The sequence below is a fragment of the Niveibacterium sp. genome (assembly GCF_041909475.1).
In the GTDB taxonomy this organism is placed as follows: domain Bacteria; phylum Pseudomonadota; class Gammaproteobacteria; order Burkholderiales; family Rhodocyclaceae; genus Niveibacterium.
The window spans coordinates 12,710-35,142 of sequence record NZ_JAYRDJ010000042.1 but is presented as its reverse complement, the minus strand read 5'-3'; the positions used below and the strand labels follow the sequence as shown (position 1 = coordinate 35,142).

21 protein-coding genes are annotated in these 22,433 nt (G+C 65.1%); 17 read left to right on the top strand and 4 right to left on the bottom strand.

From position 1 onward, the window contains the following. The first annotated feature begins 177 nt into the window (after positions 1-177). Genes mshL through ACE3P0_RS19045 form a run of 10 tightly spaced genes read left to right on the top strand, consistent with a single transcriptional unit; the run spans position 178 to position 11,989 of the window. Positions 178-2,088 carry a pilus (MSHA type) biogenesis protein MshL gene (gene mshL / locus ACE3P0_RS19090; protein ID WP_374404375.1) on the top strand — a complete coding sequence of 637 codons (1,911 nt, stop codon included), beginning with the start codon at positions 178-180 and terminating at the stop codon, positions 2,086-2,088. Next, positions 2,085-3,284, top strand: coding sequence for a tetratricopeptide repeat protein (locus tag ACE3P0_RS19085; protein ID WP_374404374.1), 1,200 nt, complete (start codon positions 2,085-2,087; stop codon positions 3,282-3,284). The genes mshL and ACE3P0_RS19085 overlap by 4 nt, the downstream gene beginning before the upstream one ends. A 4-nt stretch (positions 3,285-3,288) precedes the next feature. Then, positions 3,289-5,001, top strand: coding sequence for a GspE/PulE family protein (locus ACE3P0_RS19080; protein WP_172203518.1), 1,713 nt, complete (start codon positions 3,289-3,291; stop codon positions 4,999-5,001). A gap of 13 nt (positions 5,002-5,014) precedes the next feature. Beyond that, entirely contained in the window at positions 5,015-6,217 is a 1,203-nt protein-coding gene (locus tag ACE3P0_RS19075) for a type II secretion system F family protein (protein WP_374404373.1), read from the top strand. Position 6,218: 1 nt separating this feature from the next. Beyond that, complete coding sequence (locus tag ACE3P0_RS19070) at positions 6,219-7,769, top strand: hypothetical protein (RefSeq protein ID WP_374404372.1); 1,551 nt, start codon at positions 6,219-6,221, stop codon at positions 7,767-7,769. Next, positions 7,766-8,356 carry a hypothetical protein gene (locus tag ACE3P0_RS19065; protein ID WP_374404371.1) on the top strand — a complete coding sequence of 197 codons (591 nt, stop codon included), beginning with the start codon at positions 7,766-7,768 and terminating at the stop codon, positions 8,354-8,356. Before ACE3P0_RS19070 ends, ACE3P0_RS19065 begins: the two co-directional genes overlap by 4 nt. Beyond that, positions 8,353-8,727 (top strand): hypothetical protein, encoded by a 375-nt coding sequence (locus ACE3P0_RS19060; RefSeq protein WP_374404370.1) that lies wholly within the window; start codon positions 8,353-8,355, stop codon positions 8,725-8,727. Before ACE3P0_RS19065 ends, ACE3P0_RS19060 begins: the two co-directional genes overlap by 4 nt. Continuing rightward, entirely contained in the window at positions 8,724-9,914 is a 1,191-nt protein-coding gene (locus ACE3P0_RS19055) for a hypothetical protein (protein WP_374404377.1), read from the top strand. The genes ACE3P0_RS19060 and ACE3P0_RS19055 overlap by 4 nt, the downstream gene beginning before the upstream one ends. Further along, positions 9,911-10,636, top strand: a complete 726-nt coding sequence (locus ACE3P0_RS19050; RefSeq protein WP_374404369.1) for a type II secretion system protein — start codon at positions 9,911-9,913, stop codon at positions 10,634-10,636. The genes ACE3P0_RS19055 and ACE3P0_RS19050 overlap by 4 nt, the downstream gene beginning before the upstream one ends. A gap of 48 nt (positions 10,637-10,684) precedes the next feature. After that, positions 10,685-11,989, top strand: coding sequence for an adenylate/guanylate cyclase domain-containing protein (locus tag ACE3P0_RS19045; RefSeq protein WP_374404368.1), 1,305 nt, complete (start codon positions 10,685-10,687; stop codon positions 11,987-11,989). Here ACE3P0_RS19045 and ACE3P0_RS19040 read toward each other — a convergent pair. Further along, positions 11,965-13,680, bottom strand: coding sequence for an ATP-binding protein (locus ACE3P0_RS19040; protein ID WP_374404366.1), 1,716 nt, complete (start codon positions 13,678-13,680; stop codon positions 11,965-11,967). The two genes, ACE3P0_RS19045 and ACE3P0_RS19040, sit on opposite strands and share 25 nt — an antisense overlap. 175 nt (positions 13,681-13,855) lie before the next feature. Here ACE3P0_RS19040 and ACE3P0_RS19035 point away from each other — a divergent pair, with 175 nt between their 5' ends. After that, the gene (locus ACE3P0_RS19035; RefSeq protein ID WP_374404365.1) at positions 13,856-14,509 is read left to right on the top strand and encodes a prepilin-type N-terminal cleavage/methylation domain-containing protein; all 654 of its coding nucleotides are present in this window, start codon (positions 13,856-13,858) and stop codon (positions 14,507-14,509) included. A gap of 46 nt (positions 14,510-14,555) precedes the next feature. Here ACE3P0_RS19035 and ACE3P0_RS19030 read toward each other — a convergent pair whose 3' ends face one another. After that, entirely contained in the window at positions 14,556-16,532 is a 1,977-nt protein-coding gene (locus tag ACE3P0_RS19030) for a cation:proton antiporter (RefSeq protein ID WP_374404364.1), read from the bottom strand. Between the two features lie 85 nt (positions 16,533-16,617). Here ACE3P0_RS19030 and ACE3P0_RS19025 point away from each other — a divergent pair, with 85 nt between their 5' ends. From ACE3P0_RS19025 to ACE3P0_RS19000, 6 genes are all read left to right on the top strand, one after another. Beyond that, entirely contained in the window at positions 16,618-17,622 is a 1,005-nt protein-coding gene (locus ACE3P0_RS19025) for an SIS domain-containing protein (RefSeq protein WP_374404363.1), read from the top strand. After that, positions 17,622-18,149 (top strand): KdsC family phosphatase, encoded by a 528-nt coding sequence (locus ACE3P0_RS19020; protein ID WP_374404362.1) that lies wholly within the window; start codon positions 17,622-17,624, stop codon positions 18,147-18,149. The genes ACE3P0_RS19025 and ACE3P0_RS19020 overlap by 1 nt, the downstream gene beginning before the upstream one ends. Continuing rightward, entirely contained in the window at positions 18,149-18,730 is a 582-nt protein-coding gene (gene lptC / locus ACE3P0_RS19015; RefSeq protein ID WP_374404360.1) for an LPS export ABC transporter periplasmic protein LptC, read from the top strand. Before ACE3P0_RS19020 ends, lptC begins: the two co-directional genes overlap by 1 nt. After that, entirely contained in the window at positions 18,727-19,296 is a 570-nt protein-coding gene (gene lptA, locus ACE3P0_RS19010) for a lipopolysaccharide transport periplasmic protein LptA (protein WP_374404359.1), read from the top strand. Before lptC ends, lptA begins: the two co-directional genes overlap by 4 nt. 60 nt (positions 19,297-19,356) lie before the next feature. Next, positions 19,357-20,133, top strand: coding sequence for an enoyl-CoA hydratase (locus tag ACE3P0_RS19005; protein WP_374404358.1), 777 nt, complete (start codon positions 19,357-19,359; stop codon positions 20,131-20,133). Positions 20,134-20,385: 252 nt separating this feature from the next. Then, complete coding sequence (locus ACE3P0_RS19000; protein ID WP_172203502.1) at positions 20,386-20,949, top strand: phasin family protein; 564 nt, start codon at positions 20,386-20,388, stop codon at positions 20,947-20,949. Positions 20,950-21,083: 134 nt separating this feature from the next. On the opposite strand, the gene ACE3P0_RS18995 is transcribed toward ACE3P0_RS19000, so the two are convergent. Together ACE3P0_RS18995 and ACE3P0_RS18990 are read right to left on the bottom strand one after the other, a co-directional pair. Next, a complete protein-coding gene (locus tag ACE3P0_RS18995) occupies positions 21,084-21,836 on the bottom strand; it encodes a competence/damage-inducible protein A (RefSeq protein ID WP_374404357.1) in 753 nt (250 codons plus the stop codon). A gap of 60 nt (positions 21,837-21,896) precedes the next feature. Continuing rightward, positions 21,897-22,433, bottom strand: coding sequence for a hypothetical protein (locus tag ACE3P0_RS18990; RefSeq protein WP_374404356.1), 537 nt, complete (start codon positions 22,431-22,433; stop codon positions 21,897-21,899).

Below are 22,433 nucleotides of genomic sequence, written 5' to 3'. Positions count from 1 at the left end.
GCTGGCGAAGTCGCCCGAGTGGCTGCGCGCCAGCCGCCCGTATGTGCGGCCCGTTGCGAGCATTCGCCCTGCGCTGCGCAAGGCACAAGCTGCCAAGGCCGCGCCGGCCGCGGCCGAATCGAATTCAGTTAAGATGGGATCAGATCCAATCGCCCCAGAGGAAGCCGGACCCCGTCCATGACGCGACGCGCTGTTTCCGCCCTTTCCGCCGCCGCCCTGCTGGGTTTGGCCGGCTGTGCGCAAAACCCGGTCCAACCGGATGCGACCAAACACATCGCAACGACGCCAGCCCCGTCGGCCGCTGCAAACAGCGCAGCCGCCCCGATTCCCGACCCGGTCGCGCAGAGCTTCGCGCTTCCGAAGCCCAGGGCCGCCGCGCACACCGACACCCATTCGGTGGTGGTACATAACGTGAAGGTGCAGGACCTGCTCTTCGCCCTCTCCCGCGACGCCCGCATCAATGTGGATGTGCATCCGGGGCTGGAGGGTATGGTCACGCTGAACGCTCTGGACCAGACGCTGCCGCAACTGCTGGCACGCATCGCCAAGCAGGTCGACATGCGCTGGGAGATGCAGGGCAACACCTTGCTGGTGATGCCTGATTCGCCTTTCCTGCGCAATTACAAGATCGACTATGTGAACATGAACCGGGACACCACCGGGGCGGTGTCGATCCTGAGCGAAATCGCGGCGACCAGCGGCAGTACTGATCGAACCTCAGGCCGCACCGGCGGCGTGGGAGGCTCGAACAACAGTTCTTTCAGCCGGGTGGAAAACCAGTCGCAGAACCGCTTCTGGGATACCTTGATCCAGAACGTCAAAGACCTGCTTCGCGAAACCGATCGCGTCATTACCGAGCCCGCGAATACGGTCGTGATTGACGAATCGCGCCCCGGTACGGCCCAGGCCAGCAGGCAGATGGCGCGCGGCAACGCCGCCGTGCAGCAGGACAAATACCAGCTCGACCGCTGCAAGAAGCTCTACCCGGACGATGCCGACGCGATGCGTAATTGCTACGCCACGGCCACCCGGCGCGGCACTGCCGACGGTGACAACGACGAAGCGCTCGGGCAATGGCCCACCCAGGTGGTGCGCTTTCGCGAGTCGGCCTCGGTCATCGCCAACAAGGAAGCTGGCATCCTGGCGGTGCGTGCCACTTCGCGCCAGCACGAGAAGATTCAGGAGTTCATCGACAAGGTCGTCAACAGCGCGCGGCGCCAAGTGTTGATCGAGGCCACGATCGCCGAGGTCGAGCTGTCCGACAACTATCAGCAGGGCATCGACTGGAGCAAGCTGAACCTATCCGGTACTGGGCTGAGCATCGTGCAGAAGGCCTCCGGTGCAATCACCGGCCCCACCGCAAACCTGATCGAGATCGGTTTCACCTCGTCCGGCGGCAGCTTCATGGGCACCGTGAAACTGCTCGACTCCTTCGGCACCACCAAGGTGCTCTCGAGTCCCAAGATTTCGGCGCTGAACAACCAGACCGCGGTACTCAAGGTGGTCGACAACACCGTGTACTTCACGATCAACACAACGTCGAACCAGAACCAGACGCAGACGCAGATCACCTACGACACCGAGTTGCACTCCGTGCCAGTCGGGCTGGTGCTGAACGTCACACCGCAGATCGCCGACAACGACACCGTTACACTCAATGTACGGCCCAGCCTGACGCGGATCTCCGGCTACGCCAACGACCCGAACCCGGTACTGAAGCCGCTCGGCATCACGAACCAGGTGCCGATCATCCGCTCGCGCGAGATCGACTCGGTGATCCGCGTCGAGAACGGCAATGTGGCGGTAATGGGCGGGTTGATGGAAGACGCGATCGATCTGAACAAGGACACGGTACCGGTCGCCGCTGGCTTGCCCCTGGTCGGTGCGCTGTTCCAGAACCGCAATGACACACGTCGCAAGAGCGAGCTGGTGATCCTGCTGCGCCCGACGATCGTGCGGCAGGCGAGCCTGGAAGGCGACTATCGCAACCAGCAGAGCGCGCTGCCAGCCACCGACTTCTTCAAGGGTGAGAGCGGGCCGAGCCTGCTCAACCTCGAACAGCTGCCCTCGCCCGCGAGCAAGCAGTGAGCCTGCTGATCGACGCCCTCCGCAAGGCTGAAGCCAACCGCCAGCAAGTCGGCAGCGGCAACGCGACCACGGCGGCCGAAGTCGCCGAAGCGCTGACGCTGGAGCCGATCGACCTCGACAGTGCCGATCTCCCCAAGGCAGCACCGGCCAATGCGCCACGCAGCGTGGCGGGCGCCACCCGCCCACCACTGCCTAGCGCCACCGCCAGTGCGACCGCGGCCGCTGATGAGGCTGCACGGCGCAACGCGCGCCAGCTGTTCAGCGCCAAGCCGGTACGGCGCACATCGCCGGCATGGTGGGCCGCCGGCATCGGGGCGGTGATCGCAGCCACCGGCGTCGGCTATGTCTGGTGGCAAACCCAGCCGCACAGCCTGGGTGTCGTGAGCCCGGCAAGCGGCATCGCGCCGGCTCGTGTTGCCGGAACGGCCGAACTGCCGACCGAACCGCCGATGCTGGCCCCCACCCCCACCACACCGGAACGAGCGGCACCGCCAGCGAGCGCGCCCGTGAAACAGGCGGCGGAAACAAGCAAGCCGGCCCGCAGCACGCGACAGTCGGTCAGCGATCTGGTCGACAGCAACGCAGGCGCCGTGTCTGTGCGCTCAGGCGGCGCGGCGGCGCGCTCGCCAGCCGCCGTTGCAATCGACACCGCTTATGCCGCCTACGAACGCGGCGATCTGGTGGTTGCGCGCGCGCTGTACCAGGAAGCGCTACGCAGCGACCCGCGCGCGGCCGACGCCCTCAACGGGCTGGCCGCCACCGCACTGCGCCAGGGCCAGGCAAAGGAAGCCGAGCAATACTTCGCGCGCGCGCTGATGAACAATCCGCAAGACCCGGTCGCCAGCGCCGGCATGCTTGCACTTGGGCGCGAGGCCGACCCGCTGGCTGCAGAGAGCCGCCTGAAGACCGCCATCGCGGAACAGCCGGACAGCGCCAGCAACCACTTCGCACTGGGCAACCTGCAGGCCGCCGCCGGCCGCTGGAACGAAGCACAGCAGGCCTACTTTCGCGCGCACACGCTGGAGCCGGACAACCCGGACTACCTCTTCAACCTGGCCGTTGCGCTCGACCGCGTGAACCAGCCGCGCCTCGCGCGGCAATACTACGAACGCGCGCTGCTGGCGGCCGACAAGCGCCCGGCCGCCTTCGACCGTGGCGCCGCGATGCGCCGCGCCCAATCGCTCGCCACGCCCTGACCGGATGACCGACCCGTTCTCTCTCAACCGCCAGCCGCTGGGCCAACTGCTGATCACGCAGGGCCTGATTGGCGAAGACCAGCTCCGCATCGCGCTGATGGAACAGGCGCGCACGAATCAGGCGCTTGGCAAGTTACTGATCGAACTCGGCTTCGTCTCGGAAAGCACGCTGCGCGATGCGCTGTCGGAAACACTGGGCAAGCAGGCGGTCGATCTGTCGCGCGCGATTGTCGACCCGATCGCGCTGAGCCTGGTGCCGCAAGAGCTGGCAAAACGGCACCGCCTGCTGCCGCTGTCGTTCGACCCGCAAGGGCGCGCGCTGACGGTGGCCATCTCCGATCTCGACGACATCGTTGCGCTCGACAAGCTGCGCAGTTCGCTGCCCGACGACATCTCGATCGAGACGCTGCTCGCCGGCGATTCCGAGATCGTCCGCGCGATTGACCAGCACTACGGCTACGAACTTTCGATCGACGGCATCCTCAACGAGATCGAGACCGGCGAGGTCGACTTCCGCAGCCTCGCGTATTCGGGTGACGAATACAGCCAGCCGGTCGTGCGCCTCGTGGATGCGCTACTTGCCGATGCTGTGAAGCGCGAATCCTCGGACATCCACTTCGAGCCGGAAGCCAACTTCCTGCGCATCCGCTACCGCATCGACGGCATGCTGCGGCAGATCCGCGCCTTGCACCGCTCGTACTGGGCGGCGATGGCCGTGCGCCTGAAGGTGATGTCCAACCTCAACATCGCCGAAACGCGCGCGCCGCAGGATGGCCGCATCTCGATCAACATCAGCGGCCGGCCGGTGGACTTCCGCGTATCCGCGCAGCCGACGATCCACGGCGAGAACATCGTGCTACGCGTGCTCGATCGCCAGAAGGGCATCGTGCCGCTCGATGATCTGGGGCTGGCCGAAACCCAGCTCGACATGCTCAAGCTGATGATCGCGCGGCCCGAGGGCATCATCCTCGTCACCGGCCCGACTGGGAGCGGCAAAACCACCACGCTGTATTCGATCCTTCGCCACATCAACGACGAAGGCATCAACATCATGACGCTGGAGGATCCGGTCGAATACCCGATGCCGATGATCCGCCAGACCTCGATTTCGGAAGCCACGAAGCTCGACTTTGCGAACGGGGTGCGCGCGATGATGCGGCAGGACCCGGACGTGATCCTGGTCGGCGAGATCCGCGATGCAGACACCGCCGAGATGGCCTTCCGCGCCGCGATGACCGGACATCAGGTGTATTCCACCCTGCATACGAATTCCGCACTCGGTGTGATCCCGCGGCTGCTGGATATCGGCATCCAGCCGGACATCATGTCGGGCCACATCATCGGCGTCGTCGGCCAGCGCCTGGTGCGCAAGCTGTGCCCGCACTGCAAGCGCGCCCGCGCGCCCGAGGCCTTCGAGCTGCGATTGATGGGCATCGCGCCGGAGCGCGCACCCGCTGCGATCCATGAACCGGGTGGCTGTACGCGCTGCGAATTCCAGGGCTTCAAAGGCCGCAGCGCGATCATGGAAGTCGTGCGCATGGATGGCGACCTCGATGAACTGGTCGCACGCCGCGCCACCTTGCGCGAGATCCGAAACGCCGCGCGCGCCAAGGGTTTCCGTACGCTCGCCGAAGACGGCGTGCGGCGCGTTCTGGACGGCACGACCTCGCTGGCAGAGCTCGCCCGCGTCGTCGACCTGACCGATCGCATGTCGTAAGGCCACGCCCGTCATGGCCGTGTTCGCCTACCGCGCAATGAACCGCACTGGCCGCGTGATCCGCGGCGAGATGGAGGCGATCAACCTGGTCGACCTCGAACTGCGGCTACGCCGCATGGATCTCGACTTCATCAACGGCGAAGCGGCACGGACCAGCATTGCTTGGCGGCGCGGCAAGATTCCACGCCGCGAACTGATGCACTTCTGCTTCCACCTTGAACAACTGACACGCGCCGGCGTACCGATCCTCGAATCGCTGTGCGACCTGCGCGATTCAACGGTGCACCCGCGTTTCCGCGAAATCGTCGCCGGCCTCGTCGAAAGCATCGAGGGCGGGCGTAGCCTGTCGCAAGCAATGCAGGAACAGCCGAGTGCGTTCGATTCGGTTTTCTGCGCGCTGATCCGCGCCGGCGAAGCAACCGGCAACCTGCCCGAGGTGCTCGGCGCGCTAAACGAATCGCTCAAACGCGAAGATGAACTGGCAAGCTACACGCGGCGGCTGGTGATCTACCCGAGCATCGTGGTGACGGTGATCTTCGCCGCCATCGGGGTATCGATGATCTACGTGGTGCCGGAACTCTCGCGGCTGTTCCTCTCCACCGGCCAGCAACTACCGCTTCACACCCGCATCCTGATCTGGGTATCGCAGATCGTGAGCAACTACGGGGGCTGGCTGCTGGGGCTGTTCATCGCGAGTGCGGTCGGCCTGCGCCTGCTGGCCCTCAATCACCCGGGCATGCAGGTGCGGATCGATCGTGCGAAACTCTCGGCACCGCTGTTCGGCGATGTGTATCGCAAGATCGTGCTGGCGCGCTTCGCATCACTGTTCTCGATGATGTACGGCTCCGGCATCGCGATCATCGACGCAGTGCGCATCGCGCAGGATGTGGCCGGCAACAAGCTGGTGCAACGCGCCTTGGGGCAGGTGGAACAGCACATCGCCGAGGGGCAGAACGTCACCGCCGCATTCGGCAAGGTCGGCCTGTTTCCACCCCTGGTCACGCGCATGTTGCGCATCGGCGAGAACACAGGTGCGCTCGACAAGGCGCTCGAGAATGTCAGCTACTTCTACGAACGCGACGTGCGCGAATCCATCGCCCGCGTGCAGGCCATGCTGGAACCGCTGCTCACCCTGCTGCTCGGCGCGCTGCTGCTATGGGTGATGATGTCGGTACTCGGCCCGATCTACGACATCATCACGCGCATGAAGGTCTGACGTGTCCCTGCGCTATCTCCTCTACCTCGACACGAGCGGTCTCGCCAGCTGGTTCTGGCAGTCCGGCGATCTGAGTCCCGGTCCGCGCTTCGAGGGCGACGATGCGGGCCTTGCAAGTTTCAGTGCATGGCTTGAGCAATGCCGCGGGGCGCACTTCACCTTGCTGGCGGATTGCGTTGAAGAAGGCTTTCAGGTCGACACCACGCCGCATGTGGTGGGGCCGGATCGCCGCGCGCTGATCGCGCGCAAGCAGAACCAGCATTTCTACGGCTCGCCTTACGCAACGGCCATCTCGCTCGGGCGCGAGCGCGGCGGGCGGCGCGATGAGCGCATCCTGTTCGCTGCGCTGACGCGCCCGGCCCTGCTCGACCCGTGGATGGAGCGCCTGCGCACCGCCGATGTGGTGCTCACCGGCATCACCTCACCGGCGTTGCTGCTGCAACATGTGCTGCGGCAACAGGTGCGCAGTCATGCACGCCTGCTGGTCGTCACGCTCACGCCAGCCGGCCTGCGCCAGACGCTGTTCGAAGACGGCAACCTGCGCTTCTCGCGCCTCGCCACGAATGCCGAATCCCACACCGCGGCCTGGGGTGCAGCGATTCCGTTCGAGGTCCAGAAAACCTATCAGTATCTCGTCACCCAGCGGGTGATCGCGCGCGGCACGCCGATCGTCACCGCGGTGCTGGCCCATGAGCACGACATGGCAGCAGTGCGTAACGCCTGCGTCGATTCGGATGTGCTGCGCTATGTGCTCGTCGATCCAGTCGAGCGCGCGCAAGCGCTCGGTCTGCGCAGCCCGCCTGCAGATTCGGATTCGACGCCACTGTTGCTGCATGTGGCGGCTCGCGACTCCGGCACAGCGCAGTTTGCGCCTGCGCGCGACCGCCTCGCATGGCGCTGGTGGGTCGCGCGGCGGATCGCAATCGCGTGCGGCCTCGTCGGCATGAGCGCGGCCCTGCTGTTTGCCAGCAAAACGGTGTTCGACACCCGCGCCCTGCGGCAGTCGATCGAAGAGATCGAACTCGACACGCGCGGGCGCCATCTGCGTTATGAGCGCCTGCTCGCCACGCTGCCGAAGCTGCCGGTGTCGCTCGACGCGCTGCAGGCCGGCATCGGCGGCTTTGAACGCCTCGACAAACTGGCGAACGGGCCGGCGGATGCGCTGGTGCGACTCAGCCGGGCGATGGATCGCCACCCAGGCGTCGAGCTCCGGCGTGTCGAATGGTCGCTCGCGCCGGAAGCGCTCGACCGTGCGAACGGCACCCGCCCCCCCGGCGCAGCACCAGCGGCCCCGGCCGCACAGCCGGTGCGCGATCAGCTGACCCTGGAAGCCAGCTTGCCCGGCACCGCCGGCCTGAGCCAACGCGAAGCGGTGATGGCAATCAACGCCCTGCTCGACGACATCCGGCGCGAGGGCGCCATCGATGCGAGCATCGTGCGGCTTCCGTTCGAATACACCTCGGATCGCACACTGCGCAGCAGTACAGGCCCGCGCGAACCCGAGTCGCGATTCGTGCTCAAGGCGAGCTACCCGGAAGGGAGGTCGCGTTGATCAACGCCCCCGCGATGCGCCGCTTCGTGCTGGCCATGCTGCTGGCTGCCGGCATGATCGGCATTGGCTTCGCCGCGCTGTCGGTCGCGTTGCGCGGCAAACAGCAGGCTGAGGCGGACTACCGCCGCGCGAGCGATGAGCGCGACGCGATTGCCGCTCGCCTCAGCCGCGCCCAGCAGGACGAACCCGAAATCCGGCGCGCACTGACGCGATTCGAGAACCTGCGCCAGCAAGGTGTGATCGGCCCCGAGCGCCGCCTCGAATGGGCCGAAGCGCTGACGCGCGAGCGCACACAGCGAAAGTTGGCACAACTGGAATTCGAGCTCGCGCCGCAACGCAGCCTCGCCGCCGCAACGCCGGAACTACCGCTTCAAGCCAGCACGATGACGCTGCGCACCCAACTGTGGCACGAGGGCGATCTGCTGCGCCTCCTCTCAGACTTGCGCGCACTGCGCAGCGCCACCGTGCTGCCGCGTCGCTGTACGCTGGACCGCGGTTCCGACACCGCAACCGAGGGCGCTCCCCTGTCTGCGGTTTGTGAGCTAGACTGGATTACGCTTGGTACTCCAGGCCCGCATACCCCATGAAACTCACCACCCTGATCCTGCTGCTGGCTGCCGGCCCGGTCTGCGCGCAAAGCGCCCCGCCCGACCCATCCGCCCCGCTCGGCCGCCTGTTCAACACGGCAGAACGGCGCGCAAAACTCGACAGCATGCGCGAACGCAACGTCGAACCGGGCGTCGCCGCGCCTGCCGATAGCGAATTGCGGCTGGACGGCATCGTTCGCACCAGCGACGGACGCAGCACGGTGTGGGTAAACGGCGTCGCACGCAACGACCGCAGTTCGGTGCTCAGAATCGGCGAGCGCAGCGCGCGCGTCGCCACCGGCAACGGACAATCCATCGAGCTGCCGGTGGGCGCTTCGGTCCGCATGGTTGCCGACGACGGCGCACGGTGAAGGCAAAAGGCTCCGGTGGCTTCGCGCTGCCGATCCTGCTGATCCTGCTGAGCGCCCTTGCCGTCTTCGTCGCGGTCAAGACCCTGCGCACATTCGGCAGCTTCGACCTGCGGGCAAGTATCCGCACCGACAAGGCACTGCAACTCGCGCGAGATGCGCTAATCGCCCATGCCGCATGGGAAGACAGCTCGCCCGGCAGCCTGCTGTGCCCCGACCTCGACAACGACGGCTTCGCCGACGGCAGTTGTGCCCCGAACGCAATCGGTCGCCTGCCCTGGCGCACGCTGGGTATCTCTCCTCCGCTGGACGGCAGCGGCGAATGTCTTTGGTACGCGCTATCGCCCGGCGCGCGAAGCCAGCTCCCTCCGTCATGGCGCGGCGCTAGCCGATCCCAGCCGGCCCTGAATCCGGACTACACCGGGGAACTCAACCTGCGCGACAGCACAACCGGCCAGAGCCAGCAGGTCGTCGCCGTGATCATCGCCCCTGGGCGCGCGCTGTCAGGTCAGTCGCGAACGAGCACCGGCACCGGTTGCAACGGCGGTAGCGCCAACGCGTTTCTGGAAAGCCGCGACGGCATCAACAACGCCAGCGGCGGACCAAGTTTCGTGACTGGCAATCCGGATAACACCTTCAACGACCGGAGCATGGGCCTCACGTCTGACAAGCTGTTCGCAGCGGCCAAGGCTCGCGTCCTGATCGAACTGGCCGGACGCGACGTTCCGGCCAAGACCGGCTTGCGCTTTCTCTTCGGGCCGAGCTCTATCCCGAGCATGAGCCCGGGCGAATTCCAGGACCCGTTGAGCGCTCACTTGAAGATGGATTTTCTCAATCCGACGATTCGGCACGCATTCCCCGCGCCCGACACACCGCGCCCCAGCGCAACGACCGTGAACCCGGCGATTGAGGTGCAAGACATCGACGGATGCGCTCACTACATCGTGACCCGTGACAAGCTCGGGTCCGATGGTCTTCCCATCATTGGACCGGGCGGCACACCCGAACGCGAAGTCGTCGGCAGCGCCGCCGGCAACTATTCGATTGAATGGCTGTGTTTCAACGGCTGGCTCGACTACACGCAGTACGCCCCGATCGACCCCGACAGCGCACGACTCGCGCTGCCCGGCTGGCAAGCGGAATTCAGCGTTGCAAGCCCCCCCCGACTCGTCCGCACTCCGACACCATGACCCACGCCAGCAATCGGCCCACGAGCCGCGGCTTCACCCTGATCGAACTCGCCGTTGCGATGACCGTGATCGCCATTCTCGGAGCCAGCGTGCTGATGGCGGTGCGCGTACAGATGACGCAACGCCAGACGGCTGAAACGCGAGCGGCGCTGGACGAAGCCCGCGAGGCGCTGCTGGCGTTCGCGGCGGCCAACGGCCATCTGCCTTGCCCGGCGATTGGCGGTGCCCCGGATCAGGGGCTGGAGAACCGCGACCCGAACACCCGCGTCTGCAAATCACGGCGCGGGCTTCTTGCATGGGCCTCATTGGGCGTGGTTGCAATCGACGGCTACGGGCGTCGGCTCGCCTACGCCACGAGCAACGAAGTGAGCGATGCGTCACCACCGATCACGCTCGATACCGCGATCCCAGCCAGCAAACTGACCATCCAGGCAGGCCAAGGCGGCAGCACAAGGCTTGCCAGTGATGACGCTGTGGTCGCAGCGATCTGGTCCTACGGCGCCAACGGCCTTTTTGGCACCACGCCGGACGGAAACCTGATCAACGGTGACGCAGCTGGCAACGACGAGACTACGAACGGCACGACGAGCGCTTCGGTGGTGATCGCGCGAGACGTCAGCGAGAACGCAGCGGCACCGGGCGGCGCGTTTGACGACGAGGTTATCTGGCTATCGCGCTACGTGTTGTTCAACCGCATGATTACCGCCGGCAAGCTGCCTTGATCGGCGTCGCATCACGGCGACACACTGTCTGGCATCATGCACGGCACGATGAGCTTCCTTGAACGCCTGCGGAACGCAGGCATCACCCCCAACGACAGCGAAGAACTGCGGCTGCAGAAGGCGCTGCTGGTGCTGGCCAGCGGCCTGGTCTCCGTGGCGGCGATCGGCTGGCTGCTGATCTACTGGGCGCTAGGCCCGAAACTCTCAACCACGCTGCCCTTCGTGCTGCAGGTGCTGGTGGCCGCGAACCTGCTGATCTACGCCGCGAGCGGCAATTTCGCGGTGTTCCGCTTCAGTCAGCTGGCGATCTTCCTGTTCTTCCCCTTCATCGCGCAGTGGGCACTGGGCAATTTCGTCACCGCGTCGGGCGTGATCCTGTGGGGTTTGCTTGCGCCCGTCGGCGCGCTGCTGTGCGCCGGGCCACGCGAGTCCGTGCCTTGGTTTGCCGCCTATGTGTTCCTGACGCTGCTGACCGGCACCTTCGATTTCCTGCTCGCCGACTACCTTGTCGCTGCGCCGTCACCCGTGCCCCTGAAAGCCTCGATGGCTTTCTTTACGCTCAACTTCGCGACGATCTCGACCATCGTCTGGCTGCTGATGCGTTTCGCGATTGTCGAGCGGCAGAAGGCGCGCGGAGAGCTGGAAGACGCGCATCGTCAGCTGCATATCGAGCAGGAGCGCTCCGAGCGCCTGCTGCTCAACATCCTGCCTCACCCGGTCGCGCAGCGCCTCAAAGACGATGACTGCACCATCGCGGATGGCTTCGCTGAAGTCACGGTAATGTTTGCCGACATCGTTAACTTCACCGAGCTCGCGTCGGATATGACACCGCAGCAGGTCTTCGGCATGTTGAACCGCGTCTTCTCGCAGTTCGACGAGATGGCGGAGCGGCACGGTCTGGAGAAAATCAAGACGATTGGCGACGCCTACATGGTGGCCGGCGGCCTCAACACCGACCTGCGTGACCCCTGCGAGGCTGTCGCCCAACTGGCGCTGGACATGCGCGACTGGCTTGCGGGTGCCGGCGCGCGCGGGGCCAACCCGCTGCGCGTGCGGATCGGCATTGGCACCGGCCCGGTCGTTGCTGGCGTGGTCGGCAAGAAGAAGTTCATCTACGATCTGTGGGGCGACACGGTGAACCTCGCGAGCCGGATCACCGGCGAAGGCGCGCCGGGGTCAATCCAGTGCGATGCAGCCACCTACGACCGGCTGCGCAACCGCTTCGCGTTCGACCCGCCGCATATCGTGCCGATCAAGGGCAAGGGGACGGTGGTCGTGCATCGTCTGTCGGCCCGCCGCGACCTGGTTAGCGCACAGCCGGACGCGCCTCAGCAAGTCGTATCGCCGGCCTGAGGGCGGTCGAGCCGGAAACACACGGCGCCATCGCGATTCTCCGCCAGACGCACGCGCCAACCGAGCAAGGCCGCCTCGCGCGCCAACTGCATCAGCCCTACACCAAGCCCGGCGTCCGATGCCACAGGCTCGCGCAGCAATCGCATCGCCCGCTCTGGCGGCACCGCTTGGCCATCGTCGCGCACCTCCAGGGAGAAATCTCGCCCGGCCCCGGATAGCCGCACCACAATGTTGGGGCGACCGCGTACGTCGGCCTTGTCACGCGCGTTCTGCACACAGTTGTCGACAAATCGATCAAACAAACCGGCAGGCACACTCAGCATTGGGTCGGGCTCGCCGACACAGGCGACGTCATGCAGGCGCGCCGGCAAACGTGCCCACCAATCCGGAAGCGATACCGATTCACTCGCATCGATACCCGGCTGCCGGAGCTTTTCAAGCGCAAGTCGCAAACGCCCCGCCAGCGCCGGCAGTTGGCGCTGAATCAGCGCACGGGTGCCCTCCGGGTCGCGTTCGAAGCCGCTGTCAGCCGCGTACAGGATCGCCTCGAAGGCCTGCAGCAGGTTCTTCACATCGTGCGTCAGCCGCGCACCCGTCTCGTGGATCGCTCGCAGATAGCCAATCTCCGCCAGATCCGCGGCCTGCCGCCGCGACACCAGGAATTCTGCAAGGATGTTGACCATCAATTCCCAACGCCACAGTGTCACCGCGTCCGCCGCGCCACGCGTGCCGATGGTGACCGCCAGATCGCCGTGAACGATCCGGTTGGCATGGCGGCCAAGGCGACCCACGCTGCCTTGCAGACCCGGCTCAGCCTGCCATGCCACACCCGTAACCCCGGGCAGCTCAAGCATCCGCTTCGCCGCAGCGGCAAGAAAGGCGGTCGCGGACGGCGCGTTACGCGCCTCCTCCGACACCTCTCCCAACCATTCCTCCAGCGGCAACGACCCCGCCAACGCGCGGCGCGACAGCAACAGCGCGACGCCCGAGTAGCCGCCGCGCGGGTTCCAGAGCCAGCCAAGCATCAGCAACACCAACGCCACAGACCCCACCGACTGCAGGAGTGCCCGCTCGTAGGAAGCGCCGGCAAGAAACATGAAAGCCAGCGCCGTTAGCACGATCACGCCGACCGCGAGCATCGCCGTTGCGGCTGCCGCGAAATCGGGTAAGGCGCCAGTGCGCTGGCGACGTTTCAACAGCGCCGACAATGCAACCGCGAGCACAACGACGTAACCCGCGTTGCGCGCCAGTCGCGCAAGCAGTTGCCGCACATCCGGGTCCAACGGCGCGCCGAAGGGCACGACCCAGGCGAGCAGGACGAGGACCAGGTAGCCAAAACCAAGCAGGTCCGGAAAACGTTCGCGCCGCCCGCTTCGGCTGGCCGCCTGCGCGACGACCAAGCCCGCCAGCATGCAAAGCCAGACCGAGAGACTGACCCAGCCGAGCGCCAACTGGAACACGACCAAACCTGCAAGCAGCAGCACCAGAGGCATCGCATCGAGCCGGCGATTCGCCGCGACCATCGGTTGCCACAGCAGAAACGCCCCCAGGTGTGCGGTCAGCAGCATGCGTCCGGGCCATGTGTCGTAGCCCGCCACCAGCGCGAGCTGCAGGCAGGCCAGCATCGCGGCCAAGGCGTGGCCCGGTTTGCGGACCGCATCGCGCCAGTGCTCAGAGGCGATCACTGACATGCGGAAGGACCGTCCAGATTACGTCGTCCAAGTGTCGAAATTTCGACAGATCGCTTTGTGGCGCAGCGAGACACGGGCTTTAAAGCCTTGCAAGTAGAGCGAAATCGCCGCCCCGAAAAATGGGCACGGATCATGCTCAGATCTTCACGCACACAGCCTCCAACGGAATTTCATCATGAAACGGCAAGCCGGTTTCACCCTGGTCGAGATCGCGATTGTATTGGTCATCATCGGCCTGCTGCTCGGCGGCGTCCTGAAAGGCCAGGAGCTGATCGAGAGCGCCAAGGTCAAGAACATCGCGCAAGACATGCGGGCCATCTCGGTCGCGGTACTGACTTATCAGGACAAATATCGGGCACTCCCAGGCGACGATACGAAGGCCGGGGGCACGACCGGTCGATGGGGCACCGGAGCATGCAGCGTGACGGGCGCGGGCAACGGCGTTATTGACGGTGATCCGTTTGCGGCGAAAGACTCATCGACGGAGCCGATTTGCGCGTGGGAACATCTTCGTAGAGCCGGCCTGCTTACTGGCGAAGTCACCGACGGAAACCCCAAACATACGGATCTCGGGGTCTTCGGGCTTACCAGTTCCCCGATCAGCAACGACACCACCCGGTTGCGCGGCGTGCTCTACATCTGCGCCAACAACGTTCGCGGGCGCCGCGTTATTCCGCTAGACGCGCTCATGGATGACGGAGACCCAGCAACTGGATCAATGGTTACGACGAAAGCGCTGACAGCAGCCGACGGCGGCTTTAAGTTGACTCCCCTGTCATCAGGATCCGTCGTCGACGGCGATTCCTACATCGTGTGTATGGGTTTTTGATCGTGCTACGCGACGACACCGGGCAGCATAGGCGGCCCGGTGTCCTTCACACCCCCTGCAACAGCCTCGCCTCTGCCGCCGCCAGCGACTCCGGCGTCCCCAGCAGCACTACCACGTCGCCCATCTCGAACACCAGATCCGATTCCGGGTTGATCGCGCGTACCCCGCGCCGTCGCACGGCGGAAACTTTTGCCCCCGCCTCCGGCAATTCCAGCTCGGCGATTGACCGACCGATGCAGCCGGCGCCGTCGGGCAGTGCCACCGAGTGAAGCCTTTCCAGCGTCGCATCGGGATCGTCCGCAACGTCGGATCGGCCGTGGAAGTAGCCGCGCATCAGTGCGTAGCGTTGAGAGCGGATGTCCCGCACACGGCGGATCACGCGAGATAGCGGCACGCCCGTGAGTGCCATGGTGTGGCTGGCGAGCGTGATGCTGGTTTCGAAGATGTCAGTCACCACCTCTGCCGCGCCGGCGGCCGTCAGCTTCTCGAGTTGCGCCTCTTCAAGCGCACGGACGACCACTGGGATATCGGGCCTCAGCTCGCGCACCAGATCCGTCACGCGGCAGGCGGACCCCACATCCGCATACGAAACAACGATTGCCGCCGCACGCGCGACCCCTGCGGCGATCAGCGTTTCGCGCCGCGCCGCGTCGCCGTAAACCACGGTTTCGCCTGCCGCCGCGGCCTCGCGCACACGATCCGGGTCGAGATCCAGGGCGACATAGCCGACGCCTTCCTTCTCGACAAAACGCGCCAGCAACTGGCCCGTACGGCCATAGCCACAGATGATCACATGCCGTTCGGTGGTCATCGACTGTGCGGCCACACGCGTCAGCTCCATCGAGCGTAACAGCCATTCGGAGGCGACGAAACGCATCACCAGCTTGTTGCTCGCCTGCACGATGAAAGGTGCCACGAGTAGCGACAGCACCACCGAAGCAACGGCCGCCTGGATCAGCGCATCGCTCCCCAACTTGTAGGCGGACATCTGCGACAGCAGCACGAAACCGAACTCGCCGCCAGCGCACAACCACAGGCCGCTGCGCACCGCGTTACCGGGCGTCGCACCGAACAGTCGCGAGGCCGCGAACACCACAGCGAACTTCGTCACCAGAATACCGACCAGCATGCCGAGCACCAGCGGCAGATGCCCGAAGATCACGCGCGCATCGAGGAAGGTGCCGACCGTGACGAGGAACAGGCCGAGCAACACGTCGCGGAAGGGCTTGATGTCCTCTTCCACGCGATAGCGATACTCGGTCTCGGAAATCAGCATCCCCGCGACAAAGGCGCCCAATGCGAGCGATAGGCCGAAATGCTCGGTGAGCCAGGAAAGCCCGAGCGTCACCAGCAACACGTTGAGCATGAACAGCTGCGACGAACGCCGCCGCGCCACCAGCAAGAACCAGCGGCCGAGTAGGCGCTGCCCGAAATACAGCACGGCGGCGAGCAGTACTGTCGCCTTCAGGCCCGCCAGCAAAAGCAATTGCAACTGCGCCTCCGGCGGCTGCGACAGCGCGGGGATCAGCACCAGCAGCGGCACCACCGCCAAGTCCTGGAACAGCAGCACGCCCATCACCATGCGGCCGTGCGGCGCATCAAGTTCCATGCGGTCGATCAGGAGCTTTGACAGCAACGCCGTTGAGGACATCGCGAGCGCCCCGCCGAGGACCAGCGCCGCCCCGGGTGGCACACCCAGCAACGCGCCGAACGCGAGCGTCAGCAGCGTTGTCGCGCCGACCTGGGCCGCACCGAGCCCGAACACCAGCCGCTTCATGCTCATCAGATGCGGCAACGAGAACTCGAGGCCGATCGTGAACATCAGAAACACGACGCCAAACTCGGCCAACGCACGTGCGCTCGATTCATCCGGGATCAGGTTCAGCCCCGCCCGCCCGATCAGCGCACCGACGGCGAGATAGGCCAACTCACCCGGCAGGCGCATGCGATGAAACAGCATCACGCCGACCACCGAAGCGGCAAGCAGCAACAGGACGAAATCGAGCGTATGCAACGGTGACATTGGCGTGGAATCAGCGCGCCCCGGCGCGAAAGGGCGGCAGGACCCGTCTGTTATAATGAAGGTCGAGTTTAACCGTTGCGCGACCATGCAAGAAACCAAGCCACAAGCCGTTTCCCGGGCGACTGACGACGAATTGTTGTCGCTCGGCCGCGATGTGCTGTCGATTGAAGCCGAAGCGGTACTGACGCTGGCGCGCAAGCTGGACGGCAGTTTCGTCGCGGCGACGCGAATGATCCTCGGCGCGAGTGGCCGGGTCATCGTCACCGGCGTCGGCAAGTCGGGCCACATCGGCCGCAAGCTCGCCGCCACCTTCGCATCCACCGGCACGCCAGCCTATTTCGTGCATGCGGCGGAGGCGGCGCATGGCGATCTCGGGATGATCACCGCGTCCGACATCGTGATCGCGCTGTCGAACTCCGGCACCACAGTTGAAGTGCTGACGATCGCGCCGCTGATCAAGCGCCACGGTGCGCACCTGATCGCAATCACCGGTAACCCCTCCTCCGCGCTCGCCAAGCTCGCCGACGTACATCTCGACGCGACGATCGAGCGCGAAGCCTGCCCGCTGAACCTTGCGCCCACTGCGAGCACGACGGCCGCCCTCGCGCTCGGCGACGCGCTGGCGGTTGCACTCCTCGATGCGCGCGGTTTCGGCCCGGACGATTTTGCGCGCTCCCACCCTGGCGGGGCACTCGGCCGCCGGTTGCTGACGCGCGTTTCCGACGTAATGCGCACCGGCGAGCGCATCCCGCGCGTGCCAGAGTCCGCCACATTCGCCGAGGCGCTGCTGGAAGTCACACGCGGCGGCATGGGCATGACCGCAATCGTCAACGAACAGAACCACGCCATCGGTATCTTCACCGACGGCGACTTGCGCCGGCTGCTCGGCGCCGAAACCGACATGCGCGGCCTGAAGGTGGCCGACGTGATGCACCGCAATCCGCGCAGCATCGCGCCTGACGCGCTCGCGGCAGAAGCCGCCGCCACCATGGAACGCGCACGCATCAACCAGATCCTGGTGATCGACGACACGAAACAGCTGGTCGGCGCCTTGAACACGCACGACCTGATGGACGCAAAGGTAATCTGATGGATCGCGCACACGAACGCGCTGCACGCCTCAAACTGATGGCATTCGACGTCGACGGCGTGCTGACCGACGGCACCATCTGGTTCACCGCGGATGGCGATGTGATGAAGGGCTTCTCCACGCTGGATGGCCACGGCCTGCGCATGCTGCAAATAGCCGGTATCGAACTGGCCATCATCACCGGGCGCCGCTCCAAAGCGCTTGAACAACGCTGCGCCAACCTGCAGATCGAGCGCCTCTACCAAGGCGTGGAGGACAAACGCGCCGTGCTGCACACCCTGCTTGGCGAACTGAAGCTCGATGCCACGCAAGCCGGCTACATGGGCGACGATGTCGTCGATCTGCCGATCCTGCGCGCCTGCGGTTTCTCGGCAACCACTGCGGACGGCCACCCGCTGGTGCGCAACCACGTCGACATGGTCGCCAGCCGCCCCGGCGGACGCGGCGCCGCACGTGAAGTCTGCGATTTCATCCTGGCCGCGCAGGGCAAGCTCGACGCCTTCCACGCGCGCTACCTGGCCGACTGATGAAGCGCACCTGGTCCGCGCTGTTTCCGGTGCTGCTCGCGGCGCTGCTGGCCGGCACCGCGTTCTGGCTTGAGCGCTATGTCAGCGGGCAGGCTTCACGCGCCGACGGCCGCTTCCGGCACGACCCCGACATGGTCGCAACGCGATCCGTGCAGGAGCGCTTCGACGCCACCGGAAAGCGCCTGTATGTGCTGGAAGCCGCCATCGCTCGCCACTATCCCGATGACGACAGCACGCATGTCGAAGAAGCAAATCTGCAGCACTTCGGCAAACCGCAGACGCTGCACGTAACGGCGCAAAAGGCCCGCATTTCCGGGCCCGGCGATGAAGTACTGCTGAGCGGGGAAGTCCGCGGCCGCCGCGACGCGGCCGAAGGCGTGCCCGAGATGACCTTCGAGACGACCGAGATCACGGTTCGCCCGGACGAAGAGAAGGCCGTCACCGACAAGCCGGTACACATGACTCGCGGGCAATCCATCATCGACGGCATCGGCCTCGAAATCGACCAGATCAATGGCGTTGCGATCATCGGACAAGCCCGCGCAACGCTCTACCGCAATACGAAGGGAAGCGGGCAATGACTCTCGCACGCATCGCAAGCTCACTGCTGCTCGCTGGCATCCTGTTGGCGTCGGTTGCACCGGCGCACGCCGAGCGCGCCGACCGCGACAAACCGGTCAACATCGAAGCGGACCGCGTCACCGTCGACGACAAGAACAAGGTCCAGATCTTCGAAGGTCGCGTGAAGCTCACGCAGGGCACGCTGACGATTCTGTCCGACAAGATCGTCGTGACGCAGGACATCGAGGGTTTCCAGAAAGGCACCGCCACCGGCGGCCAAGGTGGCCTCGCGCGTTTCCGCCAGAAACGCGAGCAGAAGGAAGAATGGGTTGATGGCGAGGCCGAGCGCATCGAATACGACGCCAAGACCGATCTGGTGCAGCTGTTCAACCGCGCCAAGGTCGTCAGCGGCAAGGACGACGTAAGCGGCCAGTACATCAACTACGACGGCTACAACGAGACCTACCTCGTCACCAACGGCCCCAACGCCACCGTCGTGCAGAACACCGACGCACGCGTGAAGGTCACGATTCAGCCGAAGAAGCAGGACGCGGGCGGCAAGCCTGCCGCCACCGGCCAGCGCTAGGCTATCCGCCCGCGGCCGCTCCGGGGGGTGCGGCCAGCGGCCACATCCAACGGAGGGGGAATGGACTACCAGACGATTCTGGTCGAGCGCCGCGCGCGCGTCGGCCTCATCACACTCAACCGGCCCAAGGCGCTCAACGCGCTGAACGACCAGCTGATCGACGAGCTCGGAGACGCGCTGAGCAGTTTTGAGCGCGACGACGACATCGGTGCCATCGTCATCACCGGTTCCGAGAAGGCTTTCGCCGCGGGCGCGGACATCCGCGCCATGGCGGGCTGGGACTACGTCGACGTCTACAAGTCCGACTTCATCACCCGCAACTGGGAACGCATCAAAAGCTGCCGCAAACCGATCATCGCGGCGGTCGCAGGCTTTGCGCTGGGCGGCGGCAGCGAACTGGCGATGATGTGCGACCTCATCATCGCCGCCGAAACGGCGCGCTTCGGCCAGCCTGAAGTGAAACTCGGCATCCTGCCGGGCGCCGGCGGCACACAACGCCTGCCGCGCGCGATCGGCAAGGCCAAAGCCATGGATCTGTGCCTTACCGGCCGCATGATGGACGCGCACGAAGCGGAGCGCGCCGGCTTGGTGTCACGCGTCGTGCCGGCCGAGCGCTTGCTCGACGAAGCACTCGCTGCAGCAGAAACGATCGCGAGCTATTCCCTGCCGGTCGTCATGATGATCAAGGAATCGGTCAACCGGGCCTTCGAGAGCAGCCTTTCCGAAGGCCTGCTGTTCGAGCGTCGCGTGTTTCACGCCGCATTCTCGCTGGCGGACAAGCGCGAAGGCATGGCCGCATTCCTCGAAAAACGCACAGCCCGCTTCACGCATCGCTGAAAACGGGCTGAACGCCGTCATCCTTCCGTCATGTCGCAGGGCGCAAACTGCGCATCGAGCGGCGCACAGAAGGTTTCGATGCACGGCGTCAATTCTCCTTTGAATCATACGCTTAGCGAACAATCCACTTGGCTGCCGCGCCAGATATTGCACCGCAACAAAAAATGCTTGACGAGACGAAAGTCGTCTCTATAATCGGAATTGTTGCGGTGCAAAATTTTTTGCCCCTGAGTCAATCAAAGGAGATCAACCATGTTCGCTACCCCTGAACAATTCGCTGCTGTCAGCAAGGCCCAAGTCGAATCGCTGCTGAGCATTGCCAACACCGCGTTTGCCAGCGCAGAGCGCCTGGCCAACCTCAACCTGACCGCCGCACGCGCGCTGCTGGAAGACAGCATCGCCAACGCCAAGACCGTGCTCGGCGCCAAGGACGTGCAAGAACTGCTGACGCTGCAGACCTCGCTGGCCCAGCCGATCGTCGAGAAGAGCGTTGCCTACTCGCGCAGCGTCTACGAAATCGGTGCGCAAGCGCAGGAAGAAATCTCCAAGCTGGTCGAAGGTCAGCTGGCCGAGGTGAACAAGTCGGTGTCCGCAACGCTGGACAAGGCCGCCAAGTCGGCACCGGCCGGCTCCGATGTCGCCATCGCCGCAGTGAAGTCGGCCATCGCCGCCGCCAACTCGGCCTATGACAGCCTGACTAAGGCCACCAAGCAAGTCGCCGAGATCGCCGAAGCCAACGTGACCGCCGCAACCGACGCGACCGTCAAGGCCGTCAGCGGTTCCGCACCGGCCAAGGCGTCGAAGAAGGCCGCCTGATCGCAGCCTGACAAGGGCAGCCCTCCGGCTGCCCTGCAACAGCCCTCCATCGGGCGTCGCGTGCAGGCGCGATGCGTGACGTCCGACTTAAGGCCGCAGCGCAACCCTGCGGCCTTTTCTTTTGTGCGGCGCTTTTATGCGCCGGCCAGCGCCTCTGTCGCGAAACCCAGTGCGTTCAGCGACGTTCTCAGCGTCTCCATCGCCTCGGCCACGGCGGCGGGTTCTCCCTTGGCACCCAGCTCAATCTGACGACGCCCGCCAGGTGCATGTGCATTCGGCAAACTGAACACCGTCACGCCAAACTGATCCTGTACCGTCTGCATCAGCATGGTGATCTGGCTCTCCTGCGCATCAAACACCCACATCGAGGATTCGACGTAGGGCTCTGCGTGATGCAATGACGCGAGTTCGCCGTCCAGCACCCATTCGAGCATTGGCCACGCCATCACCGGGAAGCCGGGCACGAAGTGGCCATTCCGGACCGAGAAGCCGGGAATCCGGTTATAGGGATTTGGAATGATCCGCGCCCCTTCCGGGTAGGTGCCCATTTCCAGCCGGTTGGGAGTTGTTTCAGCACCGAAGCGGGCGCGGATCTCCGCTTCGGCTTCGGAATGCAGCGCCAACGGCAAACCCAGCGCAGCAGCGGCGGACTGCCGCGTGTGATCGTCTGGCGTCGCACCGATGCCGCCGAACGAGAAGAAGGTATCGCCGCTCGCGAAACAGTCGCGCAAGGTGGCAATCAGCCGCTCGCGTTCGTCACCGCAATAACGCGCCCACGCCAGCCGCATGCCCCTTGCCTTGAGCAGTGCAATCGCTTTGGGCAGATGCTTATCCTCGCGCCTGCCTGAGAGGATTTCATCCCCGATGATCAGAACACCGATCGCCATGCTGCCTACTCCGGATTGTAAGGCGGTCGATGATACGCCGCTGTCACCAGACGGTTCTCGCTAGGCTGTTACCGAGAAGTCGAACACGCGGCGCACAGCCGCACCCGCGAGGAAGACCCGCACCGGCGCAGCGCAATCGAAGAAACACCCAAAGCCGGCATTCCCAACCTGCTCCACCCGCATGAACGGATCAACACGCATCACCACGTCGTGATCCGTCACCAGCATTGCCTCGAACACCAGCCCCTGCTCAGGCCCCCGAGAGAACAAGGCATTACGCAGTGTCGGATCGCTATGCACGCGATGGCGCTCGCCCCTCGGATTGGCAAAGCGCAGCAAGTCGGCCGCCCCATCGCCTTGCGCCGCACCCGCGCCGCTGCGGACACCTTGCAGCATCACCGACAGATAGGCCGACAGTGCATCGCCCACGATCTCGTCTTGAGAGGGCGCGCCGATCCGAGCTAGTGCGGCCGGTGTCAGTACGCCGAGATAGCCACGACCATTCCCCAGCACCGCCCGACCTTCTCGGAAGGTCAGACCCGGCAACGCTGTCGGGCCCGCGTCGAGATATTGCGCGTACGGCAGATCAAACAGCAC